Genomic DNA, 18,121 nt, shown 5'->3' on the forward strand with positions numbered 1-18,121 from the left:
GCCAGCTTCTGCTTAACTTCTTCAACGCTCTGGTGGGCTACAACTCGACTGACTCTTGCCATAACAGTGCTCGTTTCTCGGTTAACTGCACCCTACCCTAATTGTTCTTTAGAACGCAAGTTCGTATCATATTAAAGGCTGGTAACTGGTCATTGGTCATTAATAGTCAATAGCGATCTTCTGTGAGATTTTGTTTGATTGCTAAATGCTTACTGTTTTCTCATTACCCATTACTCAATAAAAGATGTAACTTCTAATGATGTTTACCTACTTAGCTACGAATGAGTGTTTAAGTTACTTTGGTTGCAACCTTAGTTGCTAGTGTTTCTTGATGTAAAGTTGATTGCAGCACTTCTTTGAAGACTAGAGCAACGATTTTGGGATGAAATAAAGCATTTGGTGTTTTTAGCATATGCATGACTTGGAGAAACTGCGATCGCACGCCCACATTTTTGGTAGATAGCAGCATTACCCAATCCATATACCAATGCATCAACTTCGTTTTTTGAGTCACTGGCTTACCTTCAGTACCGCGATAACGGTAATCTTCACTTGTTGCGAGTGTCCAAGGAACTGCGTTAACTTGAGCTAATTGAGATTGAAAACGTTTACTTAAGCCAAAAAGACCTTTTTTGAGACATTGATCTAGAGTTTCCGCAGCGATCGCGGCTGTTGTCATTCCTTGTCCGTAGACAGGATTGAACGCACACGCCGCATCACCAGTGACAATCAAACCTTCTGGCATTCTGTGAAGTTTTTCATAATGACGGCGACGATTTTCGGTAGCGCGGTAGCTAACTATTGGGGAGAGAGGTTTAGCATCTTTGATCGCGTCATAAAGAATAGAACTACGCAGCGTACGTACAAATTCAAGAAAACCCTTCTCGTCTGTGGGTGGATAGTCTTTATCACCTCCGCCTAGAGAAACAAGCCAACGATTGCCTTCAATGGGTAACATTAACCCCCCACGCGTCACGTTTGGTGGTGCGGCTTGCAAGTACAAAGCCTGCCAATCGCTTGAGAAGTTAGTAGGAGGTTGATAAATGCGACTTGCGTAGCCAACGTGAGAATTCACAACGGTTTCTTGCGGCGCTTCGTAGCCAAGTGTTGTTAACCACTGCGGAGTTTTGGACATTCGCCCGCTAGCATCAACAACAAGATCAGCCTCGATTTGTTGTTCACTGACGCTTCCATGATGCAGTTGATTGTGTAAACGAACTTGCACGCCAGCGATCGCACTTTTGTCAGAATTAGCAAGTAAACTCGTCACTTCAGATTCGGTAATGAAGCGTACCTGGGGACATTGCATCAACCGTTGACGCACACCCCATTCCAATAAACTGCGGCTGCTAGCCAACAGCATCACTCCAGAAGTAAAGCGAATACCCCACCCCGCTGGATTTAGCCAAGCAACATCTTTTGCCATGTCAATCTGTGATGCGCCCGCAGCGTATAATTCTGTATGCAAGCCTGGAAAAAGTTCTTCTAAAATCATCGCCCCCCGCATTAATAACACGTGGACGTGATGCGATTGCGGAACGCCTTTACGCGGTACAGGATTATTAGGAAAGCGATCGCGTTCAATAATCGTGACTCGATCAAAGTACTTCGTCAAAACTCGACCAGTCACCAGCCCAGCGATACTACCACCGATTACCACTGCATGGCTACCTTGATTCGACGATAACTCCGGATACATTATGGTATCTCCCGTAAAGATTGTACTTCCAATAGCAAGCCGAGGAGAATTTATCTTCCTATTAACACATCTTGCTTAGTTCAGATCTCTACAAACTCTTTACCACCAATTACAGATCCTCTAAGTCTATCTTTGCATTCTCTGCGTCTGAAGTGGTTCATGAAACTTATAAAAACACTACCCAGCAATACTTTTAATCATTTCAAGATGTTTCGGCAACAAATCTGCCAAAGCATAACGTTCTAACACCGTTTCTCTTGCCTTAGCACGAAGTTCTGCCATGCGTGTAGGATGATTTAACACTTCATCAACGCGATCTGCAATTTGCTGCGGCGCAAAGAAGTCAACAAGTAATCCATTCTTGCCATCTTGAATGACTTCCGCAACGGGTGCAGTGTTAGAACCTAATACTAAGCACCCTGTAGACATTGCCTCAATCATTGACCAAGATAAAACAAACGGTCGAGTTAAATAAACATGAACAGAGGAAGCTTGAATTACTTGCAGATATTGATTATAAGGTAATGAGCCAGTAAAGTGTACCCGCCATAAATCTAGCGGGACTTTTTTGAGCATGAACTCTTTGTAAGATGTGCCATCAGGTAAACATTTACCGTAGCAAACCCGCTCAGAACCTACAATAACAACATGACAATTGGGGCGGCGTTCTTGGATATAGGCGATCGCTTCGATAAACTGCGGAAAACCTCGATACGGTTCCATCCCTCGCGCTACATACGTTACAAGTTCGTCAACGCCGGATAAATCGAGATTTGGAAGAACTAACTTTGCTCCTGGTTGAGGCTTGAAGTATTCAGTATCGACTCCATCATGAAGTACAGAAATCTTGCTGTGGAATTCTGGAGGAAACTGGGCACGTTGCCAAAATGTAGGCGATAAACCGCGATCGCAGCTATATAAATCAATCAAAATTGGTGCATTCTTAATCCGAATTCGCGCTATGTCATCAACATTTAAAGGATCGGTAGGATCGAAATCGGCATCTGAACCCCGCGCATGATAAAACCATTCAAAATAACAAATCAACGGTGTATTTGGAAATGCATCTTTAACAAATAATGTTGGACCCCAACCTGAATGTCCGCAAATAACATCAGGAATAAATTTTTGTGCTTTTAATTGTTCAGCTATTTTATATACAGCTTGTCCGTGCAATACTGCACTTTCTAAGGGTCTAACATAATGATGTGTTGATGGATGAGGATTGCGACTTGGTTCAAAGATAGCTTTGTAAACGCCTGGTAGCGAAACATCTTGATTTTTAGTAGCAAAAACAACTTGGTTATTTGAAACGCTGGCAAGCGCTTGCGCAACATGACGATATTGTGCTGGGAAGTTCGTATGAAGAAATAGAATTCTCATTAAACAGGCATAATGTTAAGATGTTAAGTGGCTAGTGACTAGTGAGTTTACTGTCAGATTTTTATCGTACTGTTTCTAAACTCTTAATTTTCTTATCAAACATATTCATAAACATACTTAGAACTGTTCGCTTACGTACTTTTATGCTACTGTTTACGCCCATACCAGATTGCAGTGGTACTTCTTTACCATTAACTGTTAAAGCTTGGCGTTCGAGTTGAATTTTTGCGGGAAAGGCGTAATATGGGCGTTCTTGCGTTGGCGGTAAAGCATCTGAACCAACCCAGACTAATTTGCCTTTAATGCTACCGAACTCAGATTCAGGAAAAGATTCAATCTTGACATCTGTTTCCATTCCTGGATACACAAAACCAATATCTTTATTTGTTAGATATACCGAAGCTACTAAATTTTCGTTTGGGACAATTTTCAGTATTGGTTCAGCAGAATTAGCGACAAATCCCTGCGATTTTGCTTTAAGATCAAAGACAATTCCATCAACAGGCGAGCGTAACTCTTGATATTGTAAATTCAAGTTAGCTTTGCTTAATTCTCCGTCAATCTCGGCAATTCTTTTCTCGTTTTCGAGCTTATTTCGCCCAAGTTGAGTATCAATTTCAGCAACTTTTTTCTGATTATCAGCAATTTTAGTTAAAACGTCTTTCGCTGTGAGAGCAACTGTGTTTTGTAACTGTTCTTTTGCTTGAGCAATTTGAATTGATAATCGTTGTTGTTCCGCATCCAAGCGATCTACTTCAGATTGGCGCGTTAAAACTTCTTGTTGTTGGCGTTGGTATTGTACTTGTGATAATCCGCCTTCTTCGGCAACAGGTGTAATTTTATCAAGTATTCCTTGGTTGATTGCAGTGACTTTTCTAGCAGTTGCTAGCTGTGATCGCGTTTGACCAAGTTGTTTTTCTAGTTCTTGAATGCGGAGATTTGCATCTGCTATACGTGAGCGATATTCCGCCCGTGCACTTGTTAGTAATTGTTGTTGATTTGCATCAAATTCGCCTTCAGTGCGCTTGTTAGGGTTAAGTCCGTTAACTTGTGCTTTTAAAAAGTCATTTTCTGCGACTAAAGCTGCGCGTAACCGAGTTAATGCGGATAAATCTGATGAATTATCTAAACTGTTGTTACCTGCTGCGGCTGTTGTGTAAAATTGATTTTCTCGTAATAAGGAGGCTTTTAATTGAATAAGCGATCGCACATCTGCTTGTGGGGCAGTAGGATCAAATGTAACTAACAATTCTCCTTTTTTAACTAATTGCCCATCATTGACATAAATTTCCCGAACAACACCACCAGTTGGTGCTTTAATTTCTTTTGTTGAGCCTTGTGGTTCAAGCTTTCCTGTTGCTGGTACGGCTTGTTCTATTTTGGCAAGTGATGCCCAAATAAATGCCGAGGTTGTCACCGAAACAAGTAACCACATGACAACTCTAGACCATATTGCGGGTTGCTCTAAAATAACGGGTTGTTCAATAGATTCTGATCTCATAGCTGCGACTCCTGTTGTTGATAAAGACAGTAGTACCGTCCTTTAAGTGCCATTAATTCTTGATGGGTTCCTTGCTCAACAATTGAACCTTGATCCATCATGACGATTGTATCTGCGTTTCTCACCGTAGAAAGGCGATGTGTAATAAAGAAAACCGTTTTGCCTTGAAATGCTTCGTTTAAGTTATTGCAGACTTGACGCTCAGAGTTATAGTCTAAAGCGCTCGTTGCTTCGTCTAAGATCAGGAGTTTTGGGTTTTGCAGAACCGTACGGGCGATCGCAATTCTTTGTCGTTGTCCACCGGATAAGGAAGAACCTCGCTCTCCCACCACTGTGTTATATCCTTGGGGCAAAGACATAATAAAATCATGAGCGACTGCAATTTTAGCAGCAGCAATAATTTCTTCGGAGCTTGCTTCAGGATTTGTTAAGGCAATGTTTTCTTGAACCGTGCCATTAAATAGCAAGGTATCTTGTAAAACTACCCCAATTTGCCGACGCAGCGAATAAAGTTCAACTTTACTAATGTCGTAGCGGTCAATCTGAATTCTACCGGAAGTCGGTTCATATAATCGCTGTAATAACTTAGCTAACGTACTTTTACCCGAACCACTTTGCCCAACAATTCCCACAAAAGATCCAGCAGGAATTTCTAAATTGACATTAATTAATTGCAGCGGACCGTTACTATTAAATCTGAAGGACAACTCATCGTAATGCACATCGCCTTTAATTTCAGGCATAGGAATGTTATCACGATTAGCTTCATCAACTTCTTGCGGTGCATCTAAAACATCACTGAGTCGTTCGATAGACAGTGCGGTTTCCTGGAAGTTTTGCCACAGTTGAATAAGTCTTAATAGAGGACTTGTAACGTAACCTGCAATAATCCGAAATGCGATTAGTTGTCCTAAAGTCAGTTGGTTTGCAAGAACAAGGTGTGCTCCTACCCACAACAGAAGCAATCCTGTAAATTTATTTAAAAAGCCGCTAATTGAACTTGCAGTACTAAAAGTCAGAACATTTTGAAATCCAGCATTGATATATTTTGCATAGCGTTCTTGCCACTGCCAACGCGATTTTAATTCAATGTTTTGCGCTTTTACTGTTTGAATTCCTGACAATACTTCAACTAAATAAGACTGCGTATCAGCATACTTCTCAGCTTTCTTATGAAGTTGTTTTCGGACAATTGGCGAGACAAAAATTGTGAGTAAAGCAAATAAGGGTATTGTGACTAAAGTAACAAGAGTAAGCAGCCAGCTATAAAATAGCATTACTGCAACATAAATGACTGAGAATACCGCATCTAATACAACAGTTAAGGCTGTTCCTGTTAAAAATTGCCGAATATTTTCAAGCTCATTAATTCGTCCTGCTAATTCTCCAATCCGGCGCCGATCAAAATATTTGAGGGGTAAGCGTAATAGGTGATCGATGACTTCGGAACCTAAGCTGAGATCAATGCGGTTTGTTGTATCGACAAATAAATAAGTTCTAACGCTTGTTAGTAATGCTTCAAATACTGCAACTCCGAGTAAGAATATTCCTAAAACATCTAAGGTATCAATGCTGCGTTGAACTAAAACTTTATCAATAATAACTTGAGTAATCAGTGGATTTGCCAAACCAAAAAGCTGGACAAAAAGTGAGGCGACTAAAACTTCAGTTAAAACTTTACGATAGCGATAAATTGATGGTAGAAACCAGCGGAGGCTAAATTTCTCTTTAACTTGATGACTCGGAGGTTGAAGTAGCAGTACCTGTCCTTCTTTCCCCCAAATTTCTGCAAAACCTTGAGGACTTTTACGCAAAATTCCACTTTCGGGAATTGCAAGAATTAATTCTTTTTCGGTAATGCTGTAAACAACAGCAAAACTATCGGCGTAGCGAATTAGTGCAGGGGCTTTCAGGCGATTGATTGCTGTTGCAGAAACTTGCACTAGCTGGGCGCGTAAACTCATCATTTCAGCGATCGCCCCACACGCTTGTAGCGAAATATTTCCTGCGCTTTTAAATTGATTTTCTAAAACTTTGCGAATTAAATCTTTGCGAAACGTCAGTCCTAAGTGCTGACTCAACATCTGAAAGCACGCTAGTGGGGCTTCAATCGATCCTCGACCGCGTACTAAGGGATATTTAGGTTTGGCAGCGTAAGGGTCGGGTGGTGCTTCTGGTGGATGTTCTGGTGCGTAAGGAATTTCTAAAGCAGGGACACTAAAATCAGTAACTTCGTGGGTAGCACTAGGCGGAATTGCATCAACTGAAATGTTGATTTGCTCGCGGATATTAAGTCCCAGTAAACGCGCTTTGTCAACACGAATAATTTGAGAGGAACCATTAGCAGGTAAACGACTGCCGACAGGAAAGTCTGAAATTGAACCACTACTAACTAACCATAGGCGCCGCGAGTCGAGTTGTGCTAAATCGAGTTTTCCTCTGGGGATGTTGCGGACAACGGCGTCTTGCCACGCGAAAGTTGCCAACTCTTTTAATTTTGGAGTTTCGTTGGCACTGCGTTGAAGTTCGACACTGAGTAGCTCAAAAACTTCGCTGAGGCTGCTACTATGTAGAAAAGCTTGTTCTAGCGATGGTTCAGAATTGAGCAAGTCTGAGAAATCTTGAGATGCTATCGTAATGCAAATCACCTCGGTGGATGCGATCGCCGTTTCGCATGGAATTCCTCGCACAAAGGAACTTGCTCCGAGAATGCTTTTTGAACCTAGCAATTCCAAACTGACAGGAGTCCGCGTCCGCTGGTCGTAACCTAATAACCGCGCTTGTCCTTGATAGAGTATAGCTATGTGTGCAGGCATTTTTTCTCTGACAAGAATTGATTGCCCGACGCGATAGCGCATCAGTTGGCATTTAGCCACGATCGCTTCTATGACCTCTGTTGATAATTGGTCAAACGGGAAAGTTTGTGCCAAGAAAGCTTGAATTGGAGTCAGAGGTATGCTTTGAGTCATATACTACTTACTAAATGCATAAAGCTGCTTTAATTTAGTATCCACACTTGTTATCAATACAATTCCTAATTAAATGAAAATTTTGCAATTTTAAGATATTAGACTTTCTATACGAATCCCATAGTGACTAAAGTCACGGCTAATTGCGGCAACTTATTATTACAAAGTGTGTTTAGCATTATTCAGTCTATGGGCTTGGGAGATTTAGATAAAAAGTCTATTGAATTGCAATCGCGTAGACTTGTTGCGATCAATTGCTTGATATCGACTTGCTGCATTTTTTGGGCTAGCCAATTTTCAAATAATTCATCTTGCAAGCGGCGGCGCATTGATTTATCAAGTTGTGCTGGAATTAACTTTTCGAGACGAATAATCACCACCCATTCAGCTAAAGGACGAGGTGCCCAAAGTTGCCCTGGTTGGCTCACAGACAACAGTTTACTAATAGCAGGATGCGGCTGTGCCAGTGATACTGGTCCTAGCAACCCGCTTGTTTTAGCTTCTGCACCTTGCGAGTATTCGCGGGCTAACTCGGCAAACGATTGTTCTCCTTCTAAAATCCGAAAGTAAATTTCTTGGGCTAACCCCATATCTTTAGTTCGGATCAGAGAATATACTACCTGATCTAGGTGTGCCTTGCGGGTTAAGAAATAATTATCTACCTTGGGCCCCCAAACAGTGGTTTTATGCTTTTCTAGTAAGACAGGACGCAAGGCAAGCTTATGCATTTGCGCTAAGGTCATGCCTTGTTGATTAAGCCAATCATCTCTAGTGGCAGAAGTCATTTGCTGTTGTGCTTCAAATGCTTCAATCGCGGCTTGGCGTTCCTCATCAGTACAAGGTATATCTGCGATCGCTTGATCGACGATCAGGTTTCGTACTAACTGCGGCATCATTTGATAACGGCTCAACAAAGCTAAAAGCGCATCGACTTGATCTTTACTACCAGTTTGCATAATTCTTACTTACCAAATTGTCTTCAGTATTTACCCAGCAGTTTGATGCATCTGCATTACATAACTAATAGTGTGAGGGCATAATAAATATGCCTTTATTACTACACTGCCTAGTGCTACAAAACGAAAATGTCAGCATGAGTCATGTCTAAACCTTTAGGCAGTAGTGCAAACTGCACTTTCTGTGTTGCTCCTGTACCATCTTCATCAAAAGATAAAGCGCCTGTGTTGCGGTTATAAATAAATCGATGATCCGTCGTTGATGCCGTGCCACCAATAGTAAATTGTGCTGCGCTAATGTGCGTACCGCGATTCAACTGACAATTAACACCAAAACCAACACCTGAATTAGGTGCGATCGCATAGACAAAAATGCGATCTTCCCCAGCAACAAAATCTGTTATCTTATCTATACCTTGGAATGGTTCATAAAAGCCAAAACAGTCGCGTCCGGCATCACCTGTCAGAACATCATCACCAAAGCTGCCAAAGAGCGTGTCATGACCAGAACCACCAATCAAGGTATCATTGTCAGAACCGCCTCTAAGTTTATCGTCACCGTCACCGCCGTCGAGCGTGCCACCACCTTCGAGCGTGTCATTTCCAGCACCACCAAACAAAAAGTTAGCTTCGGCACCAAACTCCATGTCACGCAGTAAGTCGTTGCCTGCGCCACCTCTTAGCGTATCGTTGTCAAATCCGCCTTGGAGTGTATCGTTACCTAGTCCGCCATCTAAACTGTCGTCGCCGAAACTGCCATCTAATTTATCGTTGCCAGATTCACCAAATATCGTGTCGTTTCCATCGCCTCCCTGTAGCGAATCATTGCCGTCGTCACCCGATAACAGATCGTCGCCCCCGCTGCCATTAAGCGTATCGTTACCACCACCACCGTAAAGGCGATCGTCACCGAAACTCGCGTCTATTTTATCGTTACCAAGTCCACCGGATAAGATATTATTGCCGCTGTTGCCGTAGATAATATTGTTGAGTGCATTGCCAGTGCCATTGATGTTGCGATCGCCACCTAAGGACAAATTTTCAAGATGATTACCTAGGGTGTAACTTACCGTTGATTCAACCCAATCAATTCCTTCATTTGCAAATTCGATAGTTGTACTACTAATGCTATTAACAATGTAATAGTCGTTTCCAGTACCACCAACTAACGTATCATTGCCTACACTACCATCTAAAAAATCATTACCTGCACCACCATATAAGTTGTTGTTAGCATCGTTACCAACAAGAATATTATCTAAAGTATTACCTATAGCAAAGCTAGGACTATTGATATTGCTTTGCACTGTAATTAGTGGATTACCAATACCAATTAAACCGTCGTCTGTAAGAACTAAGTGTTCTATATGCTCGCCTAAAACGTAACTTATTGAGGAATAAACAGTGTCAGTACCTTGATTGGGTAACTCAACAATCTTGTCATTAAGAGTGTCTATATAGTAAACATCGTCGCCAAACCCACCAACTAACGTGTCGTTGCCAAAACTGCCATCGAGCGTGTCATTTCCACCTTTTCCATAAAGTTTATTATTAGCATCGTTACCAGTAATAAAATTGTCTAACGAATTTCCTGTACCTTTAATAGGCTGATTACCACTAAGAACTAAATTCTCTACATACTGCCCTAGAGTATAATTAACAGAGGCATATACAGTATCGATGTCTGCGTCAACAATTTCTATATTCCAGTTTTCATCATACATTTCTACTGGATTAATGGTTTCAATGACTACATCACCACTACTATCAACTATGTAGACATCATCACCAATTCCACCGATTAGCGTGTCATTACCCAAACCACCATCTAAAATATCGTCCCCTAAGTGACCGTAAAGCTGATCGTTATCTCTACCACCATAAAGATAGTCATCACCAGCACCGCCATAGAGAGTGTCTGTACCGAAGCCGCCGTAAAGAGTGTCATCTCCTTTACCGCTTGCAAGTAGGTCGTTACCTACTTCTCCATAGAGAAGATCGTAACCATTATTCCCTTCGAGGGTGTCATTGCCAATACCACCGTAAAGGATATCTAGCCCTATACCACCTACTAAACTGTCATCGCCAGTACCGCCGTAAATTGTGTCGTTTCCAACTAACCCTAACAAGGTATCATTCCCCGAAAGACTATGAGCGTTGTCGCCAACTGCCCAACCTAAGATTTTGTCTGCACCTGGAGTGCCTTTGATTAAATCTGGTTTCTTAGTGCCATGTATAGTTGACATTTTTTCTCCTGCTTTTCCTCAACCACATTCAAGGTGTAACTTTAACTAACGAATTGCCACATCAGTTTGAATACACGCTTTATGTTTTGATTTGATTTTTCTATAAAAGTTTCAGCGCTAAGACAGGTTTTTCTGCAAAAAGTGCTGATAAAAATGACGATAGAGAAGTTGAGTGAGCCAACTTTTATAATGAACAAAATGCTGAATTCTTAAAAAACTTGCATCTATTTCTGGTTAGATTTTTAGGAAAATCAGTAGTTTACAAAACACTGGTATCAAAAAACATCTCGTACTGATTTTATCTAATCTTAAGTGCGTAGCTAATGAGGGAAATTGATGTATGATTTTATCAGCAAATACTTTAAACTCAATTGAATGAATTCCAGAGATTACCTCAAATCTAAAATAAGAAAATTCTCCTGATTTTCAATAACTAGTATTAAAGTATTACTTCTACGTATGTAATTTTATAAATTTTCGATGAAGACTTGATGAAAAATTTATGAAATACAACTCAATATTTTAGGATTGCTAGCAGTTCAAAGAAAACTCTGCCCTAGCATATTTTAAGCAAAGTTTGATAAGTTCACAATTAAATTAGTGGGAAAATGGCATCTATCAAAAAGTAGAGATAGATGTGTGTTATTGTTTACATGAGCAGTAGGTAAAATCTCAGAAACAAATAAAAAGTTAACGCTTCTGTATTGACAACTAAGATGAGGCGATCGCATGACTTCAATATTTTTACAAAAAATCCTCACGTTTGAACAGTGAGGAATCTTAGTGAAGAATGAGTTGCTTACAAGTAGATACTCTACCAAATCATTAATTGTGTATTAACATCAAAGCTTGTGCCTGGTTGTAATTGAGCGACTTGACTTTCAACAGAGTTACCATTTATGTACTCTGTATATAACAGAGCACCAGTACTGTTGTTATATGAAAAGGAACCTTGATAGAAGCCCGTAAAGCTGGCAACAATTATGTCTCCTTGCTTTGCGTTGAAGTCTGCGATCGTTGCATGAGCAGATGGGTTATTTAGGATAAAGAGATCTGCACCTACGCCACCAGTCAGTGTATCACTACCGATTCCACTTTCAAGCGTATCATCACCTTTTCCGCCCTTGAGATGATTATTACCTGCAAAGCCTATGAGATAGTCATTACCTGCACCACCAAGTAGAGTATCATTACCTGCATCACCAATAAGAGTGTCATTACCTACGCCGCCATCTAAATAGTCGTTACCAGCACCACCCTCAAGATAGTCATGACCACCTCCACCAAAGAGACTGTCATTTCCAGTGTCACCAACTAGGGTGTCATTGCCTTTATAGCCATAAATTATGTCTCCAGAATTTGAGCCTAATATGTAGTCAGCTTCACCAGTGCCAAAGTAATTTGCCATATTAATTTCTCCTAATATTTCCTAATTCTTGATACAAGATAAAAACTTTAGATTTTGTTAATGTTTTGCGTATTTTCTCGGAAGAATCCTGATCAATACACTTATGTAGTTTGTTGCTGTTTTGCTTTAAGTTGAAGCTAGATCAAATTTAAGTGTATCCACCGATTTTTGTCTGTCACTTAAGGTCATTTAAAGTCACACTTCATGAAAAAAATTGAGAACTTTACTGAAATTCGGTGAACTCACTGATTTGACGTCTGTAAATCTGCGGGTAAGCTAGGAAGCAAAACAAAGTACTATAAATATCACTGTATAGTTGAATAATGGATATTGAAGAAGCATTACTCGTTATAGATATAGCTTTAGAGAACATTTTTTTAAGTAATATACAAGAGCTAGTCTTGCGGCAATCTTGGGAAGGCAAAACATATCCAGAAATTGCAGAAAGCTATGGATATGAGGCTAATTACATCAAAAATGTTGGTTATAAATTGTGGAGTTTACTTTCGCAAGCTTTTGCAGAAGAAGTCACAAAAAGTAATTTTCGCTCAGTTATCAGAAGACAAGCTACTCAGATGCTAACCAAGCCACGCACTAAATATGAAACAAATAATGATAGTAAAAATACGCAAAATACTACAGATGCATTGAAAGAGATAAAATCCCTTGATCCTCAACTATCGCAGTACAATAGCGATGATAATTCAACTTCAAATCAGCATTTAGTAGCAATAAATATTGTCAAGCAGTGTATGGAATGTCCGCTGATGGCACTATTTAAACCAAGTAAAAATTGCCAAGAATTCAGTACAAAATTTCACTTAGTTCGCTTAGCTATTGAAACCGACGATATAACGAGCAATCAAGTCCAGACTAATAAATCTATATGCGCAATCAGCTAATGACTTGTTATTCAACGTTAATCTTCAGCTTGACTAATACGGCGTAAATTAATGACATCGCTCATTTTTTTAATCTGTACAAAAACACGATCAAGCTGTTCGCGATCGCGGATATCAATCCCTAAATCAATTAAAGCAGGTTGCCCGTTGGATGTTTTGACTTGAGCGTTGCGCACATTAATTCCTTGATCGCTGAGGCGTGACAGAATATCTTTGAGAATTCCTACGCGATCAATTGCTTCAATTTGAATATTGACAGTGTAAGTCTGCGGGCGATTTCTTTCTGAGTTATTGTGATTCCAACTAACCGGAATTAAGCGATCGCCTTCTATAGTTTCAACATTCTGACACCCTTGACGGTGAATTGAAATGCCACGGCTGTTGCGCGTAACGACTCCAATAATAGATTCGCCTGGAATTGGAGTACAGCATTTAGCCAAGTGATACAACAAACCTTCTACTCCAGCAATAGGAGAATCACTTGCCCGCGAACTCGGTAATGGTGCTTCTTTTTGTGTTTTGGTAGAAGACGGTAAAACTGTGACATCTTCTGTTTGCGCGATGGGTTGTTGGGCTTTGATGATTTCTCGCCAACGATTGAGAACAAGATTTAAAGTGATTTCACCGTAACCCAACGCCGCTAGGAGTTCTTCTACGCCGTGATAGTTACATTTTTCGGCTACTGCTTGCATAGGTTCTGATTTAAGCAGCGCTTCAAATCCTGTTTTACCGAGTTCTTTTTCTAACAACTCGCGTCCCCGTGCAACATTTTCTTCACGGTGCGATCGCTTGTACCATTGACGAATTCGGTTTTTTGCCCCAGTTGTCACGACAAAGTTGAGCCAATCTAAACTTGGATGGCTATTCTTTTGAGTCAGAATGTCTACAATATCGCCGTTCTTCAACCGCGTATCCAACGTTACCATTCGCTCGTTAACACGCGCACCACAACAATGATTGCCGACTTCTGTATGAATACGATAGGCAAAATCAACTGGTGTTGCACCTGCAGTTAGCGAAACAACATCACCTTTGGGGGTAAAAACGTAAACGTCGTCTTCAAACAAGTTATCTTTAACGCTATCAAGATACTCTTGAGCATCATTGACATCTTTGAGGTCATTTTGCCATTCAAGGATTTGCCGCAACCAAGTAAATCGTTCCTCACTAGTCTTTAACTGACTGTGGCTAGAACTTCCTGTTTCCTTATACTTCCAATGCGCGGCAATTCCATATTCAGCAATGTGGTGCATTTCAATCGTCCGAATTTGCACCTCTAAAGGACGCCCAGTAAAACCGACAACTGCTGTATGCAAAGATTGGTAGCGGTTAGGCTTGGGTAAACCGATATAATCCTTGAATCTACCAGGAATTGGTTTAAATGCGTCGTGAACCTCGGCTAATGCCCTATAACATTCTTCTTTTGTATTGACAATGATCCGAATCGCAGCAATATCATAAATTTCATGAAATTCTTTTTGTTGCCGCTGCATTTTCTGATAAATTCCATAAAGGTGCTTTGGACGACCGCTGATATCGATACATTGAATCTCAGCTTGCTCCATCCGCGCCTTTAGTACATCGACGACTCGTGTTAATCGAGCTTCTCGATTTACCCGTTTTTCGGCAACTAAGTCTTGAATTTGACGATATGCTTCGGGTTCTAGGTACTTAAACGCCAAGTCTTCTAATTCCCACTTAAACCGCCCGATACCCAATCGATTAGCCAATGGAGCAAAAATTTCGCGTGTTTCTAGTGCAATTCGTCGCTGTTTTTCTGGTGCTAGATGTTCCAATGTACGCATGTTGTGCAGGCGATCGGCAAGTTTGACCACAATCACGCGGATATCTTTTGCCATTGCCAAGAACATCCGGCGAAAATTCTCAGCTTGACGCTCAGTTTTGCTGGAAAATTTTTGTGAAAACTCGGAAAGCTTCGTTACTCCTTCGACTAATTGACGGACTTCATTACCAAACCGCTGTTCAATTTCTTCGATCGAGATATCCGTATCTTCCACTACATCATGGAGAAATCCTGCGGCGATCATGGCACTACTACCACCGAGATCCCGTAATAACCCTGCAACAGCAATTGGGTGACAGATATATGGTTCGCCAGATTTGCGGTATTGCCCTTGATGCAAATCATACGCAAAGCTAAAAGCCAAGCAAATCAAGCTATTGTCAGCTTGTTCTGAATGCTGATGACTATCCTGCGGTGCAACTAAACAGTTTTGCAGCCATTGGGGAAGGTCAACATCAAAGGCGAGTGAGGTAGCATGAGTAACGGTGGAAACAGCGGCGTTCATAGGATCGGGCGGCAAAGATGGATGGTGGATATTGGGTAAGATATGTGTGGAATGCTCCACTGTTATTCAAAGTTGCGATCGTGCATTAATCAAAAAATTTATAAGGTAAAATTATCATCGCTTAGACTAGATTAAGTAGTATCTGCGAAAAATACTAAATCCGAAAATTGCGCTATCAACTCAAACTTATAAATAAGCATGAGTTATCGTTAGCTCTGAAACAGAGTTTATGCTACGGGGCAAAATTCTTTACATTAATAATATCGTAAGAAGCTACTGAATGTTGTCTAATTTTCATTATCAGAGCTATCAAGAATTTGCTGCAGTTCTAAAGCAGTTACAAGCAAATGCCAATCGGGCACAGCCAGATGTTGTCAAACTGCACGAGGTTTTTCAGCAAGCACAACGGCTGTTTGGGCAGCAAATTATCACGCTAGATTCTAGCGATTTAGAGCCGAGTGTCGCATCCCGCGTACGTTCCTATCACACTGAAATTGATAAACAGCTGAAGTTGCTAAGGATGGATATGACCTTTTTACAAGCAGCACGGCAACCTGAGACAATTATTGCCAGAAAAGAGCAAATTTGTCTCCGAATTCAAACTTTAATCAACTATTGCAATGTTTTATTAGAGGTGAGTGCATAGTTGATTGCGGTGGTCACTTGCTCACTTGCTCATCATGAATTTACTACTTGCCCATCAAATGACACCTACAGATTTGCTATTCGGGCATGTGCAGTTCCAGTCTATAATTTTTTCTTTGTCAGAAGTACCAGATGAAGTGCAAAAATAATTTACTTAGTAGCAAATTCTTGAAGCGATCGCATTTATGTTATCACTCTGCTGTCATCTGGTAAAAAGGCAACAGTTATGACGTTGACACATCACTAATAGCGCAGCAACAATTTATTGCAGAATACCAATATGAGCGAAGCCTTATTTCGTATTGAAAATCTCAAAGTTGCCTATCCACAATCCGAAACGCAGCAACTACAATGGGCTGTTGATGATGTGTCTTTGACGCTGAATCGCGGTGAACGGCTAGGTTTGGTGGGAGAATCAGGCTGTGGAAAATCGACGTTGGGACGCGCAGCCATGCGGTTGCTACCAACATCAACTCAAATTGAGGGTAAAGTCGCATTTGAGGGGAAATCAGTTTTTGATTTTACTCCGACACAGTTAAGGCATTTTCGCGGTGAAGCTGTCGCTTTAATTTTTCAAGATCCCATGACACGTCTCGATCCTTTGATGACGATTGGGGATCATTGTACCGAGACACTCAAAGCCCACCAACCGCACTTATCACAACGCCAAGCAAAAGAAACTGCGATCGCAACCTTAGAAGCTGTGAAAATACCTGCGAGTCGCTGGAGTCAGTATCCGCATGAATTTAGCGGTGGAATGCGCCAACGAGTTGCAATAGCACTCGCGTTGTTACTGAATCCCAAATTGATTGTTGCAGATGAACCGACGACAAGTTTAGATGTTACGGTAGCAGCGCAGATATTACAAGAATTAACTCGCTTGTGCCGCGATCGCGATATGGCACTGTTATTGATTTCGCACGATTTGGCATTAGTCGGGGAATACTGCGATCGCATCGGTGTGATGTTTAATGGGAAACTCGTTGAAATCGGTGCTTCGCAGTCTGTTTTTCGCGATCCCCAGCACGAATATACGCGTTCTCTTCTCAAAGCCGCATTGCACCTGCAAGCTGGAGGAAATAAAGTTGTAGGCGATCGCGATCGCCATCCAATTTTACGACTAACAAACTTAAAACAACATTATTCTCTAGAAAGTAATTTTATTGAACGACTGTTTCAAGGAAAAAATCAAACAATCAAAGCAGTTGATGGAGTCACTCTAGAACTATATCAGGGGGAAATATTAGGATTAGTTGGCGAGTCGGGATGCGGTAAAAGTACGCTATCACGAACAATTTTGCAGCTGATTCGTCCGACATCGGGAAAAGTAGAGTTGCAAGGAACAGATATTACTGCCTTGCCAAAAGCAGGATTGCGTTCTTATCGGCGACAAATGCAAATGATATTTCAAGATCCTCATGCTTGTCTCAATCCTGCCATGACAGTGGGACAAAGTATTGCCGATCCGTTGTTGATTCATCATTTAGCTGATGTTACTTCAGCAAAAAAGCAAGTTTTGCAAATGCTCGAACGCGTCGGTTTGACACCTGCTACAGAGTATTATGAACGATACCCAAGTCATCTTTCTGGCGGACAACAGCAACGAGTCGCGATCGCCCGTGCATTGATTACACATCCCAAGCTGATCATTTGCGATGAACCTGTGAGTATGTTAGATGCTAGCGTACAGGCGCAAGTGTTAGACTTGATGCTGGAATTGAAGCGGGAGTTTGATCTAACGTATCTATTTATTACGCACGACCTTTGGGTCGCAAGATTTTTATGCGATCGCATTGCAGTGATGAATGCAGGGCAAATTGTTGAAATTGGTCCTACACAGGAAATTTTTGATCGTCCAAAACACGCTTACACGCAAACTTTACTGCAAGCTGCCCCTTTACTCGCAAAAACTTAACAAGCCACTAGCCACTACCTCACAAAAACAGTAAATTGTCAAGTGATTTTTTCTCAACGAATGTGCGATAAATTCTTTCCAAATGAGTAGGACTACAGTGTTCTAGCGATCGCCTGACATTGTTATAATTTCAAAGCGCTTCTATACAAAACTTAACAGCAAATCCTTTGCTAGGGAGTTTGGCAGCG

At 41.1% G+C, this 18,121-nt stretch carries 11 protein-coding genes; 3 read left to right on the plus strand and 8 right to left on the minus strand.

Annotation, left to right across the window (positions count from 1 at the left end; genetic code table 11):
* Positions 1-289: 289 nt before the first annotated feature.
* The 7 genes from IQ230_RS21260 to IQ230_RS21305 all read right to left on the minus strand — a co-directional run bounded on the left by IQ230_RS21260 (position 290) and on the right by IQ230_RS21305 (position 12,162).
* Positions 290-1,699, minus strand: coding sequence for an FAD-dependent oxidoreductase (locus IQ230_RS21260; RefSeq protein WP_193934246.1), 1,410 nt, complete (start codon positions 1,697-1,699; stop codon positions 290-292).
* A gap of 177 nt (positions 1,700-1,876) precedes the next feature.
* Entirely contained in the window at positions 1,877-3,082 is a 1,206-nt protein-coding gene (locus IQ230_RS21265) for a glycosyltransferase family 4 protein (RefSeq protein ID WP_193934247.1), read from the minus strand.
* Between the two features lie 61 nt (positions 3,083-3,143).
* On the minus strand, positions 3,144-4,583 hold the full coding sequence (locus IQ230_RS21270) for an HlyD family efflux transporter periplasmic adaptor subunit (RefSeq protein ID WP_193934248.1): 1,440 nt from the start codon (positions 4,581-4,583) through the stop codon (positions 3,144-3,146).
* The gene (locus tag IQ230_RS21275) at positions 4,580-7,552 is read right to left on the minus strand and encodes a type I secretion system permease/ATPase (RefSeq protein WP_193934249.1); all 2,973 of its coding nucleotides are present in this window, start codon (positions 7,550-7,552) and stop codon (positions 4,580-4,582) included. Before IQ230_RS21275 ends, IQ230_RS21270 begins: the two co-directional genes overlap by 4 nt.
* Before the next feature lie 182 nt (positions 7,553-7,734).
* Entirely contained in the window at positions 7,735-8,508 is a 774-nt protein-coding gene (locus IQ230_RS21280) for a peptidylprolyl isomerase (protein WP_193934250.1), read from the minus strand.
* Between the two features lie 116 nt (positions 8,509-8,624).
* Positions 8,625-10,754, minus strand: a complete 2,130-nt coding sequence (locus tag IQ230_RS26945) for a calcium-binding protein (RefSeq protein WP_322742520.1) — start codon at positions 10,752-10,754, stop codon at positions 8,625-8,627.
* A gap of 814 nt (positions 10,755-11,568) precedes the next feature.
* Entirely contained in the window at positions 11,569-12,162 is a 594-nt protein-coding gene (locus IQ230_RS21305) for a calcium-binding protein (protein ID WP_193934251.1), read from the minus strand.
* 323 nt (positions 12,163-12,485) lie between these two features.
* Between IQ230_RS21305 and IQ230_RS21310 the strand changes: the two genes are divergently transcribed.
* Positions 12,486-13,064, plus strand: coding sequence for a hypothetical protein (locus IQ230_RS21310; protein ID WP_193934252.1), 579 nt, complete (start codon positions 12,486-12,488; stop codon positions 13,062-13,064).
* A 17-nt stretch (positions 13,065-13,081) separates the two neighbouring features.
* Here the strand turns inward: IQ230_RS21310 and IQ230_RS21315 are convergent, their stop codons facing one another.
* Positions 13,082-15,373: a RelA/SpoT family protein gene (locus tag IQ230_RS21315; RefSeq protein WP_193934269.1), complete on the minus strand. Its 2,292-nt coding sequence runs from the start codon at positions 15,371-15,373 to the stop codon at positions 13,082-13,084.
* Positions 15,374-15,653: 280 nt separating this feature from the next.
* Between IQ230_RS21315 and patD the strand changes: the two genes are divergently transcribed.
* Together patD and IQ230_RS21325 are read left to right on the plus strand one after the other, a co-directional pair.
* A complete protein-coding gene (gene patD / locus IQ230_RS21320; protein ID WP_193934253.1) occupies positions 15,654-16,019 on the plus strand; it encodes a heterocyst frequency control protein PatD in 366 nt (121 codons plus the stop codon).
* 279 nt (positions 16,020-16,298) lie between these two features.
* On the plus strand, positions 16,299-17,933 hold the full coding sequence (locus IQ230_RS21325; RefSeq protein WP_193934254.1) for a dipeptide ABC transporter ATP-binding protein: 1,635 nt from the start codon (positions 16,299-16,301) through the stop codon (positions 17,931-17,933).
* Positions 17,934-18,121: the final 188 nt, after the last annotated feature.

Source organism: Gloeocapsopsis crepidinum LEGE 06123 (genome assembly GCF_015207655.1).
GTDB lineage: Bacteria > Cyanobacteriota > Cyanobacteriia > Cyanobacteriales > Chroococcidiopsidaceae > Gloeocapsopsis > Gloeocapsopsis crepidinum.

What these genes read in the sequence shown, in the direction of transcription:
- IQ230_RS21315 (WP_193934269.1), bottom strand. Translation starts at nt 15,373, where the DNA reads ATGAACGCCGCTGTTTCCACCGTTACTCATGCTACCTCACTCGCCTTT.
- IQ230_RS21325 (WP_193934254.1), top strand. Translation starts at nt 16,299, where the DNA reads ATGAGCGAAGCCTTATTTCGTATTGAAAATCTCAAAGTTGCCTATCCA.
- patD (WP_193934253.1), top strand. Translation starts at nt 15,654, where the DNA reads ATGTTGTCTAATTTTCATTATCAGAGCTATCAAGAATTTGCTGCAGTT.
- IQ230_RS21305 (WP_193934251.1), bottom strand. Translation starts at nt 12,162, where the DNA reads ATGGCAAATTACTTTGGCACTGGTGAAGCTGACTACATATTAGGCTCA.
- IQ230_RS21260 (WP_193934246.1), bottom strand. Translation starts at nt 1,699, where the DNA reads ATGTATCCGGAGTTATCGTCGAATCAAGGTAGCCATGCAGTGGTAATC.
- IQ230_RS21265 (WP_193934247.1), bottom strand. Translation starts at nt 3,082, where the DNA reads ATGAGAATTCTATTTCTTCATACGAACTTCCCAGCACAATATCGTCAT.
- IQ230_RS26945 (WP_322742520.1), bottom strand. Translation starts at nt 10,754, where the DNA reads ATGTCAACTATACATGGCACTAAGAAACCAGATTTAATCAAAGGCACT.
- IQ230_RS21310 (WP_193934252.1), top strand. Translation starts at nt 12,486, where the DNA reads ATGGATATTGAAGAAGCATTACTCGTTATAGATATAGCTTTAGAGAAC.
- IQ230_RS21270 (WP_193934248.1), bottom strand. Translation starts at nt 4,583, where the DNA reads ATGAGATCAGAATCTATTGAACAACCCGTTATTTTAGAGCAACCCGCA.
- IQ230_RS21275 (WP_193934249.1), bottom strand. Translation starts at nt 7,552, where the DNA reads ATGACTCAAAGCATACCTCTGACTCCAATTCAAGCTTTCTTGGCACAA.
- IQ230_RS21280 (WP_193934250.1), bottom strand. Translation starts at nt 8,508, where the DNA reads ATGCAAACTGGTAGTAAAGATCAAGTCGATGCGCTTTTAGCTTTGTTG.